The organism is Pseudomonas rhodesiae, from assembly GCF_013285305.1.
Classification (GTDB): domain Bacteria; phylum Pseudomonadota; class Gammaproteobacteria; order Pseudomonadales; family Pseudomonadaceae; genus Aquipseudomonas; species Aquipseudomonas rhodesiae.
The window spans coordinates 772,460-789,127 of sequence record NZ_CP054205.1 but is presented as its reverse complement, the minus strand read 5'-3'; the positions used below and the strand labels follow the sequence as shown (position 1 = coordinate 789,127).

The following is a 16,668-nucleotide window of genomic DNA, read 5'->3' as shown; positions in this document are numbered from 1 at the left end:
GCCGTCGAATTATCACCGTAATATTTATTCAGGGATCGCCTCATGCTGCGCAAACTCTCACTGGCTATTGCCGTGTCTTGTGCGACCAACGGAATGGTCTGGGCAGCTGAAGCGCCCTTGTCCGCCAGAACCGACCTGGTCAGCGTCTATCAGGAAGCGGTGGATAACAACGCCGACCTGGCCGCCGCCCGCGCCCAATACGGCGCGCAAAAAGAAGTGGTGCCTCAGGCCCGCGCCGGCTTGCTGCCGAACCTCTCCGGCGGCGCCGACATCAACAATGTACGCACCCAGATCGACACACCGGCCGCCACCGCCAACCGCGATGCCCACTCCTGGCGCGCGACCCTCAGCCAGCCGCTGTTCCGCGCCGACCGTTGGTTCCAGTTGCAGGCGGCTGAAGCCACCAATGAACAGGCAGCGCTGCAACTGTCGGCCACCGAACAGAACCTGATTCTGCAGAGCGCAGAGAACTACTTCGCCGTGCTGCGCGCCCAGGACAACCTGGCCTCGACCAAGGCCGAAGAGAACGCCTTCAAACGCCAACTTGATCAGTCAAACGAGCGCTTCGACGTGGGCCTGTCGGACAAGACCGACGTGCTGCAATCCCAAGCCAGCTACGACACCGCGCGGGCCAACCGGATTCTGGCGCAGCGTCAGGTAGAAGATGCGTTTGAAGCATTGATCACCCTGACCAACCGTCAGTACAACTCGATCCAGGGCATTGTCCACACGCTGCCGGTGTTGCCGCCGCTGCCGAACGACGCCAAGGCCTGGGTCGAGACCGCTGGGCGCCAGAACCTCAACCTGCTGGCCAGCAACTATGCTGTCACCGCCGCCGAGGAAGTCCTCAAGCAGCGCAAGGCCGGTCACGCGCCAACCTTGGACGCGGTGGCGCAATACGAAAAAGGCGATAACGATGCGCTGGGGTTCAGCAACCCGAATGCCTTCGGCACGCCCTATCGCGGCGATGTGGAACAACGCACCATCGGCCTGCGCCTGAATATCCCGATCTACAGCGGCGGCCTGACCAGCTCGCAGGTCCGCGAGTCGTACTCGCGCCTGGGCCAGACCGAGCAGCAACGCGAAGGCTTGCGCCGCCAGGTGGTGGAAAACACACGCAACCTGCACCGCGCGGTTAACACTGATGTGGAACAGGTACAGGCGCGCCGCCAGTCGATCATCTCCAACCAGAGCGCGGTGGAAGCCACGGAAATCGGCTATCAGGTGGGTACGCGCAATATCGTCGACGTGCTCGACGCCCAGCGCCAGCTCTATGCCTCCGTACGCAACTACAACAACAGCCGCTACGACTACATCCTCGACAACCTGCGTTTGAAGCAGGCCGCGGGCACGTTGAACCCTGGGGATCTGCAGGACCTGGCGCGCTACCTCAAGGCTGACTACAACCCGGACCGCGACTTCCTGCCGCCGGACCTGGCCAAGGCCGCCGCCGAACAGCTCAAGGCCCGCCCGAATAATTAATCACGCTGCTAAATCATGTGTGAGGGGCTTGATCATGCGGGAGGGGCGGTGCAACGATTCGACTTGCCCCCGATAGCGCAAGACAGCCAACACTATTTGGCCTGACAGATCGTCATCAAGGGCAATCCCCTTTCGCCCTTTAAATCGCGATCAATCGGCCCAGACCATTGAGCAAGCGCTCAAGCGCGCCCTGGTTGGCCTGCATCACCTTGAGCCCCGCCTGCGCCATCTTGCGGGCATCCTGGGGTAGCTCGAACAACTGCCGCACGGCTTCGGCCAACCCTTCGGCGTCATCCACTTCGCGCAACGCACCGGCTTCGCGCATCATCGCGGTGATTTCCAGGAAGTTGAACACATGCGGCCCCATGATCACCGGCAGCGCCAACGCTGCCGGCTCCAATGGGTTGTGCCCTCCGGTCGCCACCAGGCTACCGCCGACGAAAGCACTGTCGGCCAGGGCGTACAGAAACAGCAACTCCCCCATGGTGTCGCCCAGCAGCACCGACGTCTGCGCCGTGACGGGCTCGCCGCTGGAGCGCCGAACCGTGGCGAAGCCTTGCTGCTGGCATAGATCGAACATCGGCCCGAAGCGTTCCTGATGGCGCGGCACCAGGATCAACAGCGCATTGGGGTAGCTGTCGAGCAGTTGACGATGGGCGGCAAGTACCACTTCATCTTCGCCGGCGTGGGTGCTGGCGGCGATCCACACCGGCCGCTCAGTGGCACCCCATTGCGCACGCAGCGCGGCGGCGCGGGCCGGCAACTGCGGGTCGATGGTCAGGTCGAACTTGATCGAACCGGTCACTTCCACGGTCTCGGGGCGTGCGCCCAGGCTCAGGAAACGCTGGGCCTCGGCCTGCGTCTGCACCGCAAGCAGGCTCATCTCGGACAACATCGGTGCGGTCAACTTGGCGAAGCGCCCATAGCCCTTGGCCGAACGCGCCGACAGCCGCGCATTGGCCAGCGCCACCGGAATGCCGCGCTGGGCGCAGGCGTGAATATGGTTGGGCCACAGCTCGGTTTCCATGATCACCGCCAGTTTCGGCTGCACGCGATTCAGAAAACGCTTGGCCGCGCACGGCACGTCATAGGGCAAATAGCAGTGCTGGATGCGCGGCTCGTTGGCGAACAGGGCCTGGATACGCTCGGAGCCGGTGGGCGTCATGCAGGTGAGCGTGATCGGCAAGTCCGGATAACGCGCCAGCAACCCGCGCACCATGGGCGCAGCCGCGATGCTTTCGCCCACCGAGACGGCGTGCACCCAGATCCCGTCCGGCTGCATCGCCGGCAAACCGTAGGAAAACCGCTCGCCCACGCGCTGGGCATAGGCCGGCGCCTTGCGTGCGCGCAGCCACAGACGTAAAGCCACCAATGGCAGCGCCAGGTAAAACAGGCAGGTGTAGAGAGTTCTATTCATGGCGGCGGAGTTTATCGGCTTTTTCAGTCAATCGCCCGCAGGCACTCGGCAAAACGTTCAGCGAGAAATCTCGCGGCGGGCCCCAGGGGTTCATCGCGCCGCCAGACCAGCTCCACCACCAGCGCCGGCGGAGTCCATTCACTGTCGAGTTCGACCATCAGGTTCTGATACGCGGGGTATTGCACCACGTGCCGGGGCAGCCAGGCCCAACCCAGGCCACGGATCAGCCATTCGGCCAGCACGTAGAAGCTGTCGGCCCGCCAGACCTGCGGGCTGGCGGCTTCACTGCCGGGGTAGACACTGGTCTGGGTCGACATCAGCAACTGACGGTATTGCGCCAGGCCCTGACAATCCACACGATTCTGCGCCGCCAGCGGGTGGTGGCGCCCGCAGACCGTGACCATCTCCACACTGCCCACCACGCGGCGCTCCAGCGCTTCGGGGATTTGATCGTGATAGAACAGCATGCCCAGGTCAGCCTTGCGCTCCACCAATTTGCGTGCGACATCGCCCTGGGCTGCACTGGAAAGCTGCACTTCCAGATTGGGAAATTGCCCGGCCAAGGCGTCCAGGCTGTCGAGCACTGGCTGGTACAGCATGGCCTCGTCCTGAGCCAGGCGCAGGCAGGCTTCTTCGCCGCGCATCAATGACAAGGCACGACCGTTAAGGCGTTCGCACTGGCGCAACACTTCCCGGGCCTCTTCGAGCAACACAGCGCCGGCTTCGGTCAGCCGCGGCTGGCGGCCGCTGCTGCGCTCGAACAAGCTCACGCCCAGGTCAGCCTCCAGCATTGCAATCCCACTGCTGACCGCCGACTGCGCCTTGCGCTGCCCCCGCGCCACCGCCGAAAAAGAACGCTGCTCGGCAACGTTCACAAATAGGCGCATTTGTTCCAGATTCCATTGAACGCTCATGGAGCAACCTATCTCTCATACTGATAGGTAATGACTTTACCCCATCTAAGCAGCCGCTAAAATGCCGGCCTATTGACCCGCCCTACGCCGAGGATTGACCTATGAATGCCGCCTACTGCTACCTGGCCATCGCCATCTGCTCGGAAGTGATCGCTACGGTATCCATGAAAGCCATTAAGGGCTGGAGCACGCCGATCCCACTGCTGTTGGTGATTGTCGGCTACGGCGTGGCGTTCTGGATGCTGACCCTGGTGGTGCGCACGGTGCCGGTGGGCGTGGCCTATGCCGTGTGGGCCGGGATGGGGATCGTGATGGTCAGCGTTGCGGCGCTGTTTATCTACGGGCAGAAGCTCGACCTGCCTGCGATGCTGGGCATGGGCCTGATTGTGCTGGGGGTGGTGGTGATTCAGCTGTTCTCGAAAACGGCTGGGCATTGAGTCGCGGCCAACGTGTCGCACTGATGAGGCAGCGCAGCGCGCTATACTAGGCGCCCATTTCCAACGCAGAGGTCCCGCGCGCATGCCTATTTCCACCGACGTTCTGATTGTCGGCGCCGGGGTTGCCGGCCTCTGGCTCAACGCGCGCCTGCGCCGCCAGGGGTTTTCCACGGTGCTGGTGGAAAGCGCCACCCTCGGCGGCGGACAAAGTGTGAAGTCCCAGGGGATCATTCACGGCGGCGCTAAATACGCCCTGCACGGCGCCCTCACCGGCGCCTCCGAAGCCATCGCCGACATGCCGCGCCGCTGGCGCGAGGCCCTGGCCGGCAGCGGCGAGCTGGACCTGTCCGGGGTGCGCGTACTGTCCCAGGCGCACTACCTGTGGTCCCCCGGCACCCTCGCCGGCAATCTCACCAGCTTCTTCGCCAGCAAGGCTGTGCGTGGCCGTGTGGATCAGGTCAAAGGCGACGATTTGCCGCCGGCTCTGCAAGACAAGCGCTTCAAAGGCAAGGTCTATCGCCTGGCCGAACTGGTGGTGGACGTGCCCAGTGTGATCGAGCGCCTGGCACAACTGGGCGGTGACAGCCTGCTCGCCGGGCAGCACATCGAACCGCTGCAGGACGGTGGCACCTTGGTGGGCCTGAAGGTGGACGGCCGCGAGATTCGCGCCCAACGCATCGTATTGAGCGCGGGCGCCGGCACTGCCGACTTGCTCAGTGCCCTGGGCTTGAGCCAGCCGGCCATGCAGACGCGGCCACTGCATATGATCCTCGCCAAGGGCCCCGGCCTGAAGCCGCTGTATGCCCATTGCCTGGGCGGCGGCACCAAGCCGCGCCTGACCATCACCACGCACCCGGCCGCCAATGGCGAATGGGTGTGGTACATGGGCGGCGACATCGCCGAGGCCGATGGCGTGGCGCGCACACCGGAAGCACAAATCGCCACAGCACAGAAAGAGCTGGCGCATTTGCTGCCGTGGATCGACATGCACCAGACCCGCTGGGCCACCCTGCGAGTCGACCGTGCGGAGCCGCTGCAGTCGGGCCTGAGCCGTCCCGATAACGCTTTCCTCGCCGAACAGGGCCGCCTGCTGGTGGGCTGGCCGACCAAATTGGCCCTGGCGCCAGATTTCGCCGACCGCGTGCTGCACAGCCTGGAACGCGATGGCATCCAGCCAGGCCCCACGCAACCGCTGCCGGAGTTGCCCAAACCCGCCCTCGGCGTACCCGTCTGGGAGACCCTGTTGCCATGAGCCTGCCGACCCTGCACGACCTGCATCGCCCGCTGGGCAACACCGGCCTGCTTGTTTCGCCGCTGGGCCTGGGCACCGTCAAACTGGGGCGCGATCAAGGGGTGAAATACCCCAACGGCTTTCAGATTCCAGGGGATGACGAGGCGCGCATGCTGTTGCGCCAGGCTCGCGAGCTGGGGATCAACCTGATCGACACCGCGCCGGCCTATGGCATGAGTGAAGAACGCCTGGGGCCGATGTTGCGTGGTCAGCGCCAGGACTGGGTGATCGTCAGCAAGGTGGGTGAAGAGTTCGAAGCGGGTGTCTCCCGTCACGATTTCAGTGCAGCGCATACGCGCATGTCGATAGAACGCAGCTTGAAACGACTTGAAACGGATTTTATCGACCTGGTACTGGTGCATTCCGACGGCAACGACTTGCAGATCCTCAACGACTGCGAGGTGTACCAGACCCTGGCGCAGCTCAAGCAAGAGGGCAAGATTCGCGGTTTCGGTTTCTCCGGCAAAACCGTCGAAGGCGGCTTGAAGGCCCTGGAGCAAGGCGACTGCGCGATGGTCACCTACAATCTGAACGAACAGGCAGAGAAAGCCGTCATTGATTATGCAGCGACCCACGGCAAGGGCATCCTGGTCAAAAAAGCCTTGGCCAGCGGCCATGTCTGCCTGGAACCCGGAATGGATCCAATACGCGCCAGTTTCACGTTGTTGTTTGCGCAAACGGGCGTCGCCAGTGCTATTGTCGGGACCATTAACCCGCTGCACCTGGCCCATAACGTGGCGACCGCTGCCCAGGTCATTCGTCAACGCTGATGCCGCCCACGCGGCCGACCCCGTCGCAAGAAGGAGCCGACATGCCGCGCACGCTCATAAGAAAAAACCCCAGCAACTTCAAGACACTGCCGCTGCACGTTGAAGCCACCCCCGAAGGCCTGAGTTACCAGAGCGTCGGCATGCCGCTCAATTTCGCCCAGACCCTGCAACGGCGCAAACCGGTGGATGTGCCGGACGCCGAGCGCTTCGCGGTGGAGCTGGCCAACCTTGGGGTCTCGGTGCGTCTGACCTTGCACTGGCAGAACCGCGATTATTGGGTGCTGGTGCGCCAGCGCCGCCAGGACCGGGGCGACGTGGTGCTCAAGCTGATTTCCGGCTACGTCCCGGCTCACGAATTGAACCTGCCGCTGCACACCGCCATCCAGGAAATCGCCGAAGAGTGCCTACTGGAAACCCCCGAAGGCTGGCTCGGCGGGCGCTTCAACGATACCTGGCTGCCGGCGCCCTACTCCGCCGCCCTGCATTACCGCGAGGCGCTGCCGTTTCGCCTCAGCCCATTGTCCGGCGCCGCGCGCCCGGTCCGCTGCGCCACCACCCAGTTGATCGAACGCCCACGGGCCTATGTGCACCTGCCCACCGCCTCGCTGCAATTGATTTACGACCTGCGCCTGGAAGTGCCCAAGGAAGCCAAGTCCCTGAGCCTGTTCCATGTGGATGAGCGCCTGGAAGGCGACCAGCTGGTGGCGCGCCTTAACCGACAACGCCCTGACCTGTACCTGATGCCGCTCAAGGACGGCCAGCCCTTGGCCGAGCTGTACACAGTCAAGAAAGACCAACTGCACCCGGCCAGCACACGGGGCCTGTTCCTGGCGGAGAGCTTCGCCCAGCAGGACGGCTGGGTGGTGCGAGAAGAGCGGATTCGCTGGAAGGATTGGCTGCGCCAGCAGGGGCTGGCGCAGCCGGAGAAAGAATCGAAACTCAAACGCCTGACCGGCAAAGCGCGGCGGATGCTGGGCAAGATTGTGCCGAGGAAAAAGGCCAGCCGCTAATCAAGCAATTAGCGTACTGGCCACAGGATTCAGCCGTTAAGCAGGCGCTGCAAACCGACCTTCAACGGCGTGGGTTCAGGCAGGGTGAAGCTGGCCAGCAACCGCTGGTTGTTCGCCCGCGAATGTCGGATATCTCCCGAACGCGCCGGCCCGTAAGTCACGGCGGGCAACGAGCCCACCGCTTCTTCCAATGCCTGCAAGACCTGCTTGAGGGTGGTGGTGCGGTTCCAGCCCACGTTGATCGCACCCAGCGGCGCATCCGGCGCTTCGATGGCCTGCACCAATACGTCCACCAGGTCTTCCACGTACATGAAATCGCGAGTCTGCTCGCCATCACCGAACACGCTGATGGGCAGGCCCTGCTGGGCACGTTCGCAGAAGATGCTGATTACACCGGAGTACGGCGAGGACGGGTCCTGACGCGGCCCGAAGATATTGAAGAAACGGAACATCACCGGCTCCAGACCATGCTGGCGACGGTAGAAATCAAAGTAGTATTCGCCGGCCAACTTGTCGGACGCGTAGGGCGTCAGCGGCGCCTTGGTGGTCTCTTCGTCGATCGAGGCCCCTTCGCCATTGTTGCCATACACCGCCGCGCTGGACGCAAACACCACGCGTTTGACCCCGGCCTTGCGCATGGCTTCGCACACATTCAAGGTGCCGACGAAATTGCTCTGGTGCGTGCTGACCGGGTCGTCCACCGAGGCCTGCACCGAGGCCACGGCGGCCAGGTGTACGACCGCCGTCGCGCCGAGGGCAGCCTGACCCACCAGTTCGGCGTCGGCCACATCGCCTTCGAGCAGCTCCACGCGCGGATTGTGCAGGGGCAGGTTGCTGCGTTTGCCGGTGGACAGATTATCCAGCACCCGCACGGCATAGCCTTTGGCAAGCAGTGCATCGACCAGGTGCGAGCCGATAAAGCCCGCGCCCCCGGTGATCAAAACCAACGGTTCAGCCTTATTCATTGTTGCGGATCTTCTCGACGATTGCCGTGGTCGAGCTGTTCTCCACCAGGCCCAGCACTTTGACCGTACCGCCGTAGGCGCTGACGATATCGGCGCCGACCACCTGGTCGACGGAGTAGTCGCCGCCCTTGACCAGCACATCGGGTTTGACCTGGGCCAACAGATTTTCAGGGGTCGCTTCAGGGAAGCTGATCACCCAGTCCACCGCGCCCAAACCGGCCAGGACCGCCATGCGCCGGTCGACGCTATTGATCGGACGGCCGGGGCCCTTCAGACGGCTGACCGACGCATCGTCATTGACCGCGACGATCAGACGATCGCCTTGGGCGCGGGCTTGCTCCAGGTACGTCACATGACCAGCGTGGAGGATGTCGAAGCAGCCGTTGGTGAACACAATGCTTTCGTTGTGGGCACGGGCGTCATCAATCGCCAGCAACAATTGCTCGATGCTCAGCACACCTCGCTCCGAGCCTTCGGAACGCTGGATCGCGCGACGCAATTCCGGAGCACTGATGGCCGCGGTGCCCAACTTGCCGACCACGATGCCCGCCGCCAGATTGGCCAGGGCCACCGCGTGGGGCAGTTCTTCGCCAGCGGCGATGGACGCGGCCAGGGTGGAAATCACTGTGTCGCCGGCGCCGGTGACATCGAACACTTCACGGGCCCGCGCCGGCAGGTGCATCGCCGGGTGGCCGGGGCGCAGCAGGGTCATGCCGTGCTCGCCACGGGTGACCAGCAAGGCGCCCAGATCAAGGTCGGCCATCAGCGTGGCGCCCTTGCTCACCAAGTCGTGCTCATCGGCACAACCGCCGACGATAGCTTCGAACTCGCTGAGATTCGGCGTGATCAGGCTGGCACCTCGATAAATCGAGAAGTCCTTGCCCTTGGGATCGGCCAATACGGGGATGCCCTTGGCTTTGGCGGCCTGGATCAGCATTTGGTGGTTCTTCAACGCGCCTTTGCCGTAGTCGGACAGCACCAGCACCTTGATGCCTTCGAGCAGTTCGTCGACCTGACCGCTGAGGGCCAGGGCGTCGGTGGCGAAGGGCTCTTCGAAATCGATTCGCAGCAACTGCTGGTGACGGCTCATGACCCGCAGCTTGACGATGGTCGGCTGATGGGCGATGCGCTGGAACAGCGCACGCACGCCGGCACCGCGCAGGCTGTTGGCCAGGCTGTCGGCGGCTTCATCGTCGCCGGTCACACCGACCAGCGAGGCCGGAGCGCCGAGGGCGGCAATATTGAGGGCAACGTTGGCAGCGCCACCTGGACGGTCTTCGATTTGCTCGACCTTGACTACCGGTACCGGTGCCTCAGGGGAAATCCGTGAGGTACCACCATGCCAGTAACGGTCGAGCATGACATCGCCGACCACCAAGACAGGGGCTTGATCGAATCGCGGCATGGACAACTTCATGGAGCAACCCACATACAAAATGAACAGGGGCGCGATATTAGCACAGGGTTACAGCAGGCTTGTGGGGGGTGTGACAGAAGATGGTATGGCGAGGGAGCGCACTCCCCCGCCATCGTCAGCCGTAGCGCAGGCGGGCTTAAGTGATATCCGCCGAGACCGGGGCATCCAGGCCCATGGCATGCAGACGGGCGTAATAGCCGTTCTGGGCCAGCAACTCGGCATGGGTGCCACGCTCGACGATCCGACCGTCGTCCATCACCAGAATCAAGTCGGCCTTCTCGATGGTGGACAGACGATGGGCGATCACCAGGGTGGTGCGGCCCTGCATGACTTTATCCAGCGCGCCCTGGATATGCCGTTCCGATTCGGTGTCGAGGGCCGATGTGGCCTCGTCCAGAATCAGCAGCGGCGCGTTCTTCAACAAGGCACGGGCAATTGCCAGACGCTGGCGCTGGCCGCCTGACAGCAGCACACCGTTTTCACCCACCTGGGTATCAAAGCCTTTGGGCAACTGATCGATGAAGTCCTTGGCATAGGCGTCCGCCGCCGCCGCTTCAACATCGGCCCGGGGCGCGCCGGCCAGATCGCCGTAGGCGATGTTGTTGGTGACGGTGTCGCTGAACAGGGTTACGTGCTGGGTCACCTGGGCGATGTGCTTGCGCAGGTTGAGCAGTTTGTAATCTTCGATCTCTACGCCGTCGAGCAGGATTTCACCGCTTTCATGGTGATAGAAACGCGGGATCAGGCTGGCCAGCGTCGATTTGCCGCTGCCGGAACGCCCCACCAGGGCGATCATCTGCCCAGGCTCGGCGGTAAAGCTGATGTCCTTGAGCACATGGCGATCGGTGCCTGGGTAAGTGAAGTTCAGCTGACGCACTTCCAGGCGGCCGCTGACCTTGTCACGCTCGACAGTACCGCGGTCGACTTCCGGTGTTTCGTCGAGCTGTTCGAAAATACTTTCGGCACCGGCCACGCCTTTCTGGATGGTCGAGCTGACTTCCGACAGCTGGCGGATCGGCTTGGGCAACAGACCGGCCAAGGTGATGTAAGCCACCATATCGCCCGCCGACGCATCGCCACGCAGGTACAGCACCAGGAACATCAACACGGCCATGGCGGTGTAGATCACCAGTTGCAGCGCCGGTGTATAGATGGCTCCGGTGCGGGTCATGCGCAGTTGCTTGTCGGTATTGCTCTGGCTGGCCTTGAGGAAACGCTTCTCCTCGTAGACTTCGCCGCCGAAGCTGCGCACGACGCGATAGCCCTGGATGGTCTCCGAAGCCACATGGGTCACATCGCCCATGGCGACTTGGATCTTCTTGCTCTGCTTGCGGAATTTCTTGCTGGCCGTGCTGACCATCACCGCGATCAACGGCAGGATGGCGATCATCACCAATGTCAGGCGCCAGTTCATGAACAGCAGGGAGGCGAACAGGAAGATCACTGTCATGCCTTCGCGGATTACCACCTTGATCGCGTCTGTCGCCGCACCGGTGACCATGGTCACGTTAAAGGTGATGCGAGAGATCAGGTGCCCGGAGTTGTGGTTGTCGAAGTAGCGGTTGGGCAGCGTCAACAGGTTGTTGAACAACTGCACCCGCAGGTCGTGAACCAGCCCCAGAGAGACCTTGGCCAACAGGTAGTTACCCAGGAAAGACCCCAGGCCCTGCCAGGCCGCGATCAAAATGATCAACAGCGGCACAGCCTGCAGCAATTGCAGGTCACGCAGGTATGGCACTGTTGGGAACAGCACCGCTTCTGGGTTGGAGAGGCCGTCGACAAAATATTTAAGGATGTAACCCAGCATCGGCTGGGTCGACGCGAAAATCAGAAATCCGACGATACTCAACGCGAACAAGCCCGCGTAGGGCCTCACGTAACTGAGCAGGCGGAAATATATTTTCAAGCTCGAAGGGCTTGCGCTCGGACTGGAGTCGGTCATATCACGCGGCGTTTTAAAAAAGGAGGCTGACTTTAGCACAGCTTCTCTGTTGTACTTGCACCCGGCATGACCCAACACCCGGCCGGCCTCAATCGGCGACATTATATAGCCACTACTTTAAGATGGTCGGCTTTCTCTTTCTGGAATGGCTTTCTGTATGCACTCCAACCGCCTCAGCTATGGCGCAAATCGCGTTTTCGACTTCCTGGTTCTATGGATTCTACCCATAGGTTTATTACTGCTTTTAAGTTCGCTGTTCTTCGTGACCAACCGCAATGTGCTGCACAAGTTCTACTACGGACTTTTCAGCGCGCCGACCTTGCTGTTGCTGTGCCTGCGCCCCAGGGAAATCAAGGAGCTGTTGCGCGAGCCGCTGGTGATCGCGTTTCTGGTGTTTTGTGCGTGGGCGTTGACCACGCTGCTCTGGAGCCCGCAACCCACGGTGGATTCCGACCTGTTCAAGCGACCGCTGCACACATTCATGCTGTTTGCCGGCTGTGGGCTGCTGCTGCATTACCGCAACGACATGTTCAAACCGATCTTCTTCAGTGCGGCGGTAATTGCGCTGATCGTCTGCCTGGCCAACCTGATTGCGTTCGCCAAAGGCTTCGAGCCGAGCATGCGCATGATCGGCGGTCGCGGCGCCCTCGATAACCCGCTGCTCAGCTCCCACGTATTCGGCTTCTTCTGCATCTACTGGCTGTACATCTGCATAACCGCCCAGCGGTTGCGAGTACTGTGGTTCAGCGCTCCCGCGCTGGCGGTGATGACGCTCGCGGTATTGGCGACCGGCTCACGCACCCCGCTGGTTGCCCTGACATTGGCAGCCTTCTGGATCGCCTTCGTGCGACGTAATCGCCGTTCGGCAATGATGATCGCCACGCTGGTACTGGGCGCTGCGGCGCTTTTGCTGTTTTATCCCGAGGCGATTACCGAACGAGGCAGTTCGTACCGTCTTGAATTGTGGAGCATGACGCTACACCGCATCGCGGAACACCCGTGGATCGGCCACAGTTTCAACTCGGATCTGTCGCTGGTCGTGGACGCTTACGAGCTGTACGAACCTCACAGTTTTGCCCTCGGCGTGCTCTATTACGTCGGCATCATCGGGTTCATCCCATGGATCTTCATGCTGGGCTGGGGGCTGTACATAGGCTTCAAGGAACGCGCACAACCGCTGTTCCTGCTGACATCGGCCCTATTGGCGTACGGCATCGGCGCCGGCTTGACCGAAGGTGGCGGCATCCTGTCGCGCCCTAAGGAACACTGGTTCCTGCTGTGGATCCCCCTGGCGCTGATCGCCGGCCTGAGCATTGCACAGCGCCGTCGCAGTCTGCTGGGTATGGCGGTGCAGACACCTGCCCCACAGGCGTTCGAAGCGCTATCCAAAGGCGCGCAGGTGATAGAAGAGGACGGTCTCGGCCCCAAAGTATTGCGCCTGGAGGACGGCAGTTTCCTCAAACTGTTCAGGGCTCGGCGCTGGTATACCTCCGGCGGGTTCAACCCCTACTCCCAGCGCTTCGCCACCAACAGCCAACATCTGCAGCAACTGGGCATTGCTGCGCCACGCATTCTCGATGTGTATAGCTTGCGCGATGGCAGCAGTGCTGTGCGCTATCAGCCCCTGACCGGCTTGACGGTACGCCAGGCCCTGCAAAGCCTCGACAGCGGCGTTCGAGAAGCGCTGGTGGAGCGACTAGGCCGATTCATGGCCGTGTTGCATGAGCGCGGCGTTTATTTCCGCTCCCTGCATTTGGGCAATGTATTGCTCTTGGAGGACGGTGAGTTCGGGCTTATAGACCTGGCCGACATGCGCATCTACCCGTCAGCGCTTCGCAGCGCCCTGCGACAGCGTAACTTGAAGCACATGCAACGCTATCCGCAGGACCGTAACTGGCTATTCGACACGCACTTCGAACCATTGGTCAGCGGCTACGCATCGGTTGCATCGGCACACGCCACTGGCAAAATCCGCGAACAGGTGCTGACGCTCACTCGCCCCGCGACTTGAGGCCCTAGCAAGAGGCGCCTCGAAGCTGGGGCGCCGGGCAGCGATGTCAGTCTTTTTCCAATGGAGAAAGATACAGCCGGCTCAAACCACGCCAGGTTTTCTTGTTCCACGCGCGGAACGGAATCTGCGCGAGCAGCTCACGCGCCAATGTGCGATCGCGGTTGGCGGTTTTGAGGAACATCGAGCTGAGAAACTTGTAACGCACCTCGTCATAGCGAGGATGATCGCTGAACAGCGCGTATGAGCGCAGGATGTTGTCGATCATGAATCGATGATTCTTGTATGAGTTAGTGGCGTGTTTGCGGTAGCGAGCCATCAGCACATTCAGGCCATCGATGAAGTACCCGGCGCGGGTGATCTTCAGCTCGATCAACAAATCTTCCAGACGGATCTCGGGGTCGAACCCGCCGACCTTTTCCAGCGCCTCGCGCCGAATCATCAGCGTGGGCGCTGGCGGATAAGGTTTGCGCTCCAGAAACATGTCATCGAAATCAAGCCGCCGGAAGGGTACATCCCGGCGCTGGCGTTTCTCTGGGAACAGTTCGCCGTTCGAATCGATCAGCTCTATATTGCCGGCACAGATACCGACTTCGGGCTTACCGTCCATATAGGCGACTTGGGTGGCTATGCGCTCCGGCAACATGATGTCATCAGAACCGAACGGCACAACCAACGGCCCCTGGGACCGTGCCACAGCGCCATTGAGCGTGTTGGTAAGACCTTGATTCTGTTGGACACGAAAGTCGAACGAGTAACGCTCCTGCAAGCGACGAATACGCTCTACGCTGTCGTCGGTCGAACCGTCATCAATCACCAGCAACTCGATATTGGAGTAGGTCTGATTCAGGACGCTGAGAATGCTCTGCTCGATATAGGGAGCGTGGTTGTAAGACGCAATGATCACAGTGACCAAGGGCTGACTCTGGTTCATACGTTGTTCCTGTCTACTTGAGCCAAGCCTGAATCAATCAACTTCAGGTATTGCTGGCGAAACACTTCAATATCGTGTTGCGCTTGGAGGTACTGGTAAGCCTGCTCGCCTTTTTGAGCGAGGGCTTCATCGGGCAACGCCAAGTAGGTATCCAGCGCCTGTGTCAGGTCGGGCACATTGGCCGGTTCCACCGCCAGGCCACCCGCGCCTTCGATCAGCGGAAGCATGGCCGGCACGCTGGAGGCGATCACCGGCAAGCGGCCGCTCATGCCTTCCAGCAAGGCCAGTCCGAGACCTTCTGCCAGCGAGGGCATTGCCCAGATATCGAAGGCCCGCACATATTGCAGTGCGTTCTCCTTGAATCCCAGCAAATGGACTCGGCCTGCCAGGCCAAGGCTCTGGATTTGGGCCGCGAGGTTGGACTGCTCACGTCCCGCACCAATAATGGCGAGCTGCGCATTAGGGTATTTATCTTTAAGCGCCGCGAATGCCTGCAACAAATAGGTATGGCCCTTCACGGGGACCAGACGCCCCAAGGCACCGATCAAGCGCACCGAAGGGTCGATGCCCAACAACTGACGCGCGCGCTCCCGCGGATGCTGCAAGGCTTCGGCCTGTTCGATATCGATAGCATTGGTAATGGCGTAGGTGTTCTGGTCGGTAAATCCGCACTGGCAATCCAGCAGGTACTGTTTGACCGCAGGCGAAACTCCGACAAACCGCCAGTGTTCGTCGATCCAGCGCGAGGCCTGCTTGCGCCGGTACAGACGATCATATTCACCAAAGCCGTGGGAAATGCCGATACACAGAGGAATTTTCAACCAGCGGTTCAACTGCAACATCATGTTGACCGGCTTGAAGCGGTTGCACACGACGGCATCAAACTTTTCCTTGCGGCAGAATTGATAGAGCCGCCACATCGCGCGCAGCCTCATCCCTTTAAGGGACTTGTCGGAAAACTCGAAATAAACGGACGTTTCGGCGCGACTGACCGGGTCCGTCGGCCCAGGACGGCCGCGCAGGAATGCCGCCGTGACTGTATAGCGCTCTGCGGGCAATGCCTTGACGATCTGCTCAGCCAGGTCGGCAAAATCATGGGATTTGACATTGTAGTCAGGCTGTAATTGCAGGACCTTGAAACGCCGACTCATAACTCTCCTCGATGGAAACCGGTGGCATCAACGACCCAGGATGGCTCAGCAGCCAGCGCCTGGATGTACTCCGCGCTCGACTCTGGCAACAACGGCCACTGATTTCGTTTCCAACACACGAAATGGAAATAGGGAAATTCCTGCTCGCCGTCCCTGTCGTTGGTCAAGCGACCGTCCTTCCAGAACCACTGATGGGGAAAGCGATCACTGCCGTCGTGCCACTTGATCACGCCACCCGGTGTGCTGAACGCTTCAGTGAAATCGCTACGTCGACGCCAGGGGTTGAACTTTCCCACCAACTCAAACAGCGGCTTCGGGAAATTCTTACGCCACAGAAAAATTCGGCTGAAGGCACCTTCATCCAGCGCATGATGCGCTTCATCAGCAAAGCGCGCCTCCCAATCCTTGATCCGCATAAAAACACGCTGCATCTCAGCGGTGTTGCGAATCAGGCACAAATGGCCAGCGACCCGCCGTTCATGGGTAGAGAACAGGTCATAGCCGGCCAACCGCTCGGCAGTGAAATAGCGACGCAGGTTGCCGTAGATAAGGTCCAGGTCACCAAATGCCCAAAAATCATAACCCGTGAGGCGATCCGCATGGATGTACCCCAGCGCGGGTTTGATGTCGCACAGTTTGTAAGGCGCCTGAGGCCCGAAGCGGATGCTCAAGCGTTGGGATACCAACGCGCAGTATTCGTCAAATGTCGTGCTTTCGATCCTGACATTCTCCGGGACGTTTTCCGGAATAGGGCAGTCGCTGAATAATAGCCAGTCAATATCCGGGTTGCGCCGACAGCTTTCCAGAAAGAAAGGCATCCAGAATGGCCAGCGGCCAAAATACGGAATAAGAAAGAGAATGCTGGGGCACGGATTATTCAAAACGGACTCACTGTCATATTAACGGGGGCACTCTGCGCCCCTCACGTTG

General features: G+C 61.1%; 14 protein-coding genes. 6 read left to right on the top strand and 8 right to left on the bottom strand.

The window, feature by feature from the left end:
- Nucleotides 1-42 precede the first annotated feature (42 nt).
- Nucleotides 43-1,482 (top strand): TolC family outer membrane protein, encoded by a 1,440-nt coding sequence (locus HRH33_RS03360; protein WP_034095577.1) that lies wholly within the window; start codon nt 43-45, stop codon nt 1,480-1,482.
- Nucleotides 1,483-1,621: 139 nt separating this feature from the next.
- On the opposite strand, the gene waaA is transcribed toward HRH33_RS03360, so the two are convergent.
- Nucleotides 1,622-2,899: a lipid IV(A) 3-deoxy-D-manno-octulosonic acid transferase gene (gene waaA, locus HRH33_RS03355; RefSeq protein WP_167416787.1), complete on the bottom strand. Its 1,278-nt coding sequence runs from the start codon at nt 2,897-2,899 to the stop codon at nt 1,622-1,624.
- Nucleotides 2,900-2,922: 23 nt separating this feature from the next.
- Nucleotides 2,923-3,813, bottom strand: a complete 891-nt coding sequence (locus HRH33_RS03350; protein WP_034095575.1) for a LysR family transcriptional regulator — start codon at nt 3,811-3,813, stop codon at nt 2,923-2,925.
- A gap of 101 nt (nt 3,814-3,914) precedes the next feature.
- On the opposite strand from HRH33_RS03350, the gene HRH33_RS03345 reads away from it, so the two are divergent.
- The 4 genes from HRH33_RS03345 (at nt 3,915) to HRH33_RS03330 (ending at nt 7,321) form a co-directional block, all read left to right on the top strand.
- Nucleotides 3,915-4,250 carry a DMT family transporter gene (locus HRH33_RS03345; RefSeq protein ID WP_034095574.1) on the top strand — a complete coding sequence of 112 codons (336 nt, stop codon included), beginning with the start codon at nt 3,915-3,917 and terminating at the stop codon, nt 4,248-4,250.
- Nucleotides 4,251-4,332: 82 nt separating this feature from the next.
- Nucleotides 4,333-5,502, top strand: a complete 1,170-nt coding sequence (locus HRH33_RS03340) for an NAD(P)/FAD-dependent oxidoreductase (protein WP_040265851.1) — start codon at nt 4,333-4,335, stop codon at nt 5,500-5,502.
- On the top strand, nt 5,499-6,311 hold the full coding sequence (locus HRH33_RS03335) for an aldo/keto reductase (RefSeq protein ID WP_167416786.1): 813 nt from the start codon (nt 5,499-5,501) through the stop codon (nt 6,309-6,311). The genes HRH33_RS03340 and HRH33_RS03335 overlap by 4 nt, the downstream gene beginning before the upstream one ends.
- A 41-nt stretch (nt 6,312-6,352) precedes the next feature.
- Nucleotides 6,353-7,321, top strand: a complete 969-nt coding sequence (locus HRH33_RS03330; protein ID WP_167416785.1) for a metal ABC transporter ATPase — start codon at nt 6,353-6,355, stop codon at nt 7,319-7,321.
- 29 nt (nt 7,322-7,350) lie between these two features.
- On the opposite strand, the gene HRH33_RS03325 is transcribed toward HRH33_RS03330, so the two are convergent.
- The 3 genes from HRH33_RS03325 to msbA form a co-directional block, all read right to left on the bottom strand.
- On the bottom strand, nt 7,351-8,286 hold the full coding sequence (locus HRH33_RS03325; RefSeq protein ID WP_167416784.1) for an NAD-dependent epimerase/dehydratase family protein: 936 nt from the start codon (nt 8,284-8,286) through the stop codon (nt 7,351-7,353).
- Entirely contained in the window at nt 8,279-9,703 is a 1,425-nt protein-coding gene (gene hldE / locus HRH33_RS03320) for a bifunctional D-glycero-beta-D-manno-heptose-7-phosphate kinase/D-glycero-beta-D-manno-heptose 1-phosphate adenylyltransferase HldE (RefSeq protein WP_034095569.1), read from the bottom strand. Before hldE ends, HRH33_RS03325 begins: the two co-directional genes overlap by 8 nt.
- Before the next feature lie 136 nt (nt 9,704-9,839).
- Nucleotides 9,840-11,645, bottom strand: coding sequence for a lipid A export permease/ATP-binding protein MsbA (gene msbA / locus HRH33_RS03315; protein ID WP_034136630.1), 1,806 nt, complete (start codon nt 11,643-11,645; stop codon nt 9,840-9,842).
- Nucleotides 11,646-11,802: 157 nt separating this feature from the next.
- Here msbA and HRH33_RS03310 point away from each other — a divergent pair, with 157 nt between their 5' ends.
- The gene (locus tag HRH33_RS03310) at nt 11,803-13,656 is read left to right on the top strand and encodes a bifunctional O-antigen ligase/aminoglycoside phosphotransferase family protein (protein ID WP_167416783.1); all 1,854 of its coding nucleotides are present in this window, start codon (nt 11,803-11,805) and stop codon (nt 13,654-13,656) included.
- Nucleotides 13,657-13,702: 46 nt separating this feature from the next.
- Here HRH33_RS03310 and HRH33_RS03305 read toward each other — a convergent pair whose 3' ends face one another.
- The 3 genes from HRH33_RS03305 to HRH33_RS03295 are packed head-to-tail and all read right to left on the bottom strand — an operon-like array spanning nt 13,703 to nt 16,619.
- Nucleotides 13,703-14,587 (bottom strand): glycosyltransferase, encoded by an 885-nt coding sequence (locus HRH33_RS03305; protein ID WP_034136628.1) that lies wholly within the window; start codon nt 14,585-14,587, stop codon nt 13,703-13,705.
- Complete coding sequence (locus tag HRH33_RS03300) at nt 14,584-15,738, bottom strand: glycosyltransferase family 4 protein (protein WP_123479566.1); 1,155 nt, start codon at nt 15,736-15,738, stop codon at nt 14,584-14,586. Before HRH33_RS03300 ends, HRH33_RS03305 begins: the two co-directional genes overlap by 4 nt.
- Nucleotides 15,735-16,619 carry a DUF6625 family protein gene (locus HRH33_RS03295; protein ID WP_034136626.1) on the bottom strand — a complete coding sequence of 295 codons (885 nt, stop codon included), beginning with the start codon at nt 16,617-16,619 and terminating at the stop codon, nt 15,735-15,737. The genes HRH33_RS03300 and HRH33_RS03295 overlap by 4 nt, the downstream gene beginning before the upstream one ends.
- Nucleotides 16,620-16,668 lie beyond the last annotated feature (49 nt).

What these genes read in the sequence shown, in the direction of transcription:
- msbA (WP_034136630.1), bottom strand. Translation starts at nt 11,645, where the DNA reads ATGACCGACTCCAGTCCGAGCGCAAGCCCTTCGAGCTTGAAAATATAT.
- HRH33_RS03340 (WP_040265851.1), top strand. Translation starts at nt 4,333, where the DNA reads ATGCCTATTTCCACCGACGTTCTGATTGTCGGCGCCGGGGTTGCCGGC.
- HRH33_RS03335 (WP_167416786.1), top strand. Translation starts at nt 5,499, where the DNA reads ATGAGCCTGCCGACCCTGCACGACCTGCATCGCCCGCTGGGCAACACC.
- HRH33_RS03360 (WP_034095577.1), top strand. Translation starts at nt 43, where the DNA reads ATGCTGCGCAAACTCTCACTGGCTATTGCCGTGTCTTGTGCGACCAAC.
- HRH33_RS03345 (WP_034095574.1), top strand. Translation starts at nt 3,915, where the DNA reads ATGAATGCCGCCTACTGCTACCTGGCCATCGCCATCTGCTCGGAAGTG.
- waaA (WP_167416787.1), bottom strand. Translation starts at nt 2,899, where the DNA reads ATGAATAGAACTCTCTACACCTGCCTGTTTTACCTGGCGCTGCCATTG.
- HRH33_RS03350 (WP_034095575.1), bottom strand. Translation starts at nt 3,813, where the DNA reads ATGAGCGTTCAATGGAATCTGGAACAAATGCGCCTATTTGTGAACGTT.
- hldE (WP_034095569.1), bottom strand. Translation starts at nt 9,703, where the DNA reads ATGAAGTTGTCCATGCCGCGATTCGATCAAGCCCCTGTCTTGGTGGTC.
- HRH33_RS03310 (WP_167416783.1), top strand. Translation starts at nt 11,803, where the DNA reads ATGCACTCCAACCGCCTCAGCTATGGCGCAAATCGCGTTTTCGACTTC.
- HRH33_RS03300 (WP_123479566.1), bottom strand. Translation starts at nt 15,738, where the DNA reads ATGAGTCGGCGTTTCAAGGTCCTGCAATTACAGCCTGACTACAATGTC.
- HRH33_RS03325 (WP_167416784.1), bottom strand. Translation starts at nt 8,286, where the DNA reads ATGAATAAGGCTGAACCGTTGGTTTTGATCACCGGGGGCGCGGGCTTT.
- HRH33_RS03305 (WP_034136628.1), bottom strand. Translation starts at nt 14,587, where the DNA reads ATGAACCAGAGTCAGCCCTTGGTCACTGTGATCATTGCGTCTTACAAC.
- HRH33_RS03330 (WP_167416785.1), top strand. Translation starts at nt 6,353, where the DNA reads ATGCCGCGCACGCTCATAAGAAAAAACCCCAGCAACTTCAAGACACTG.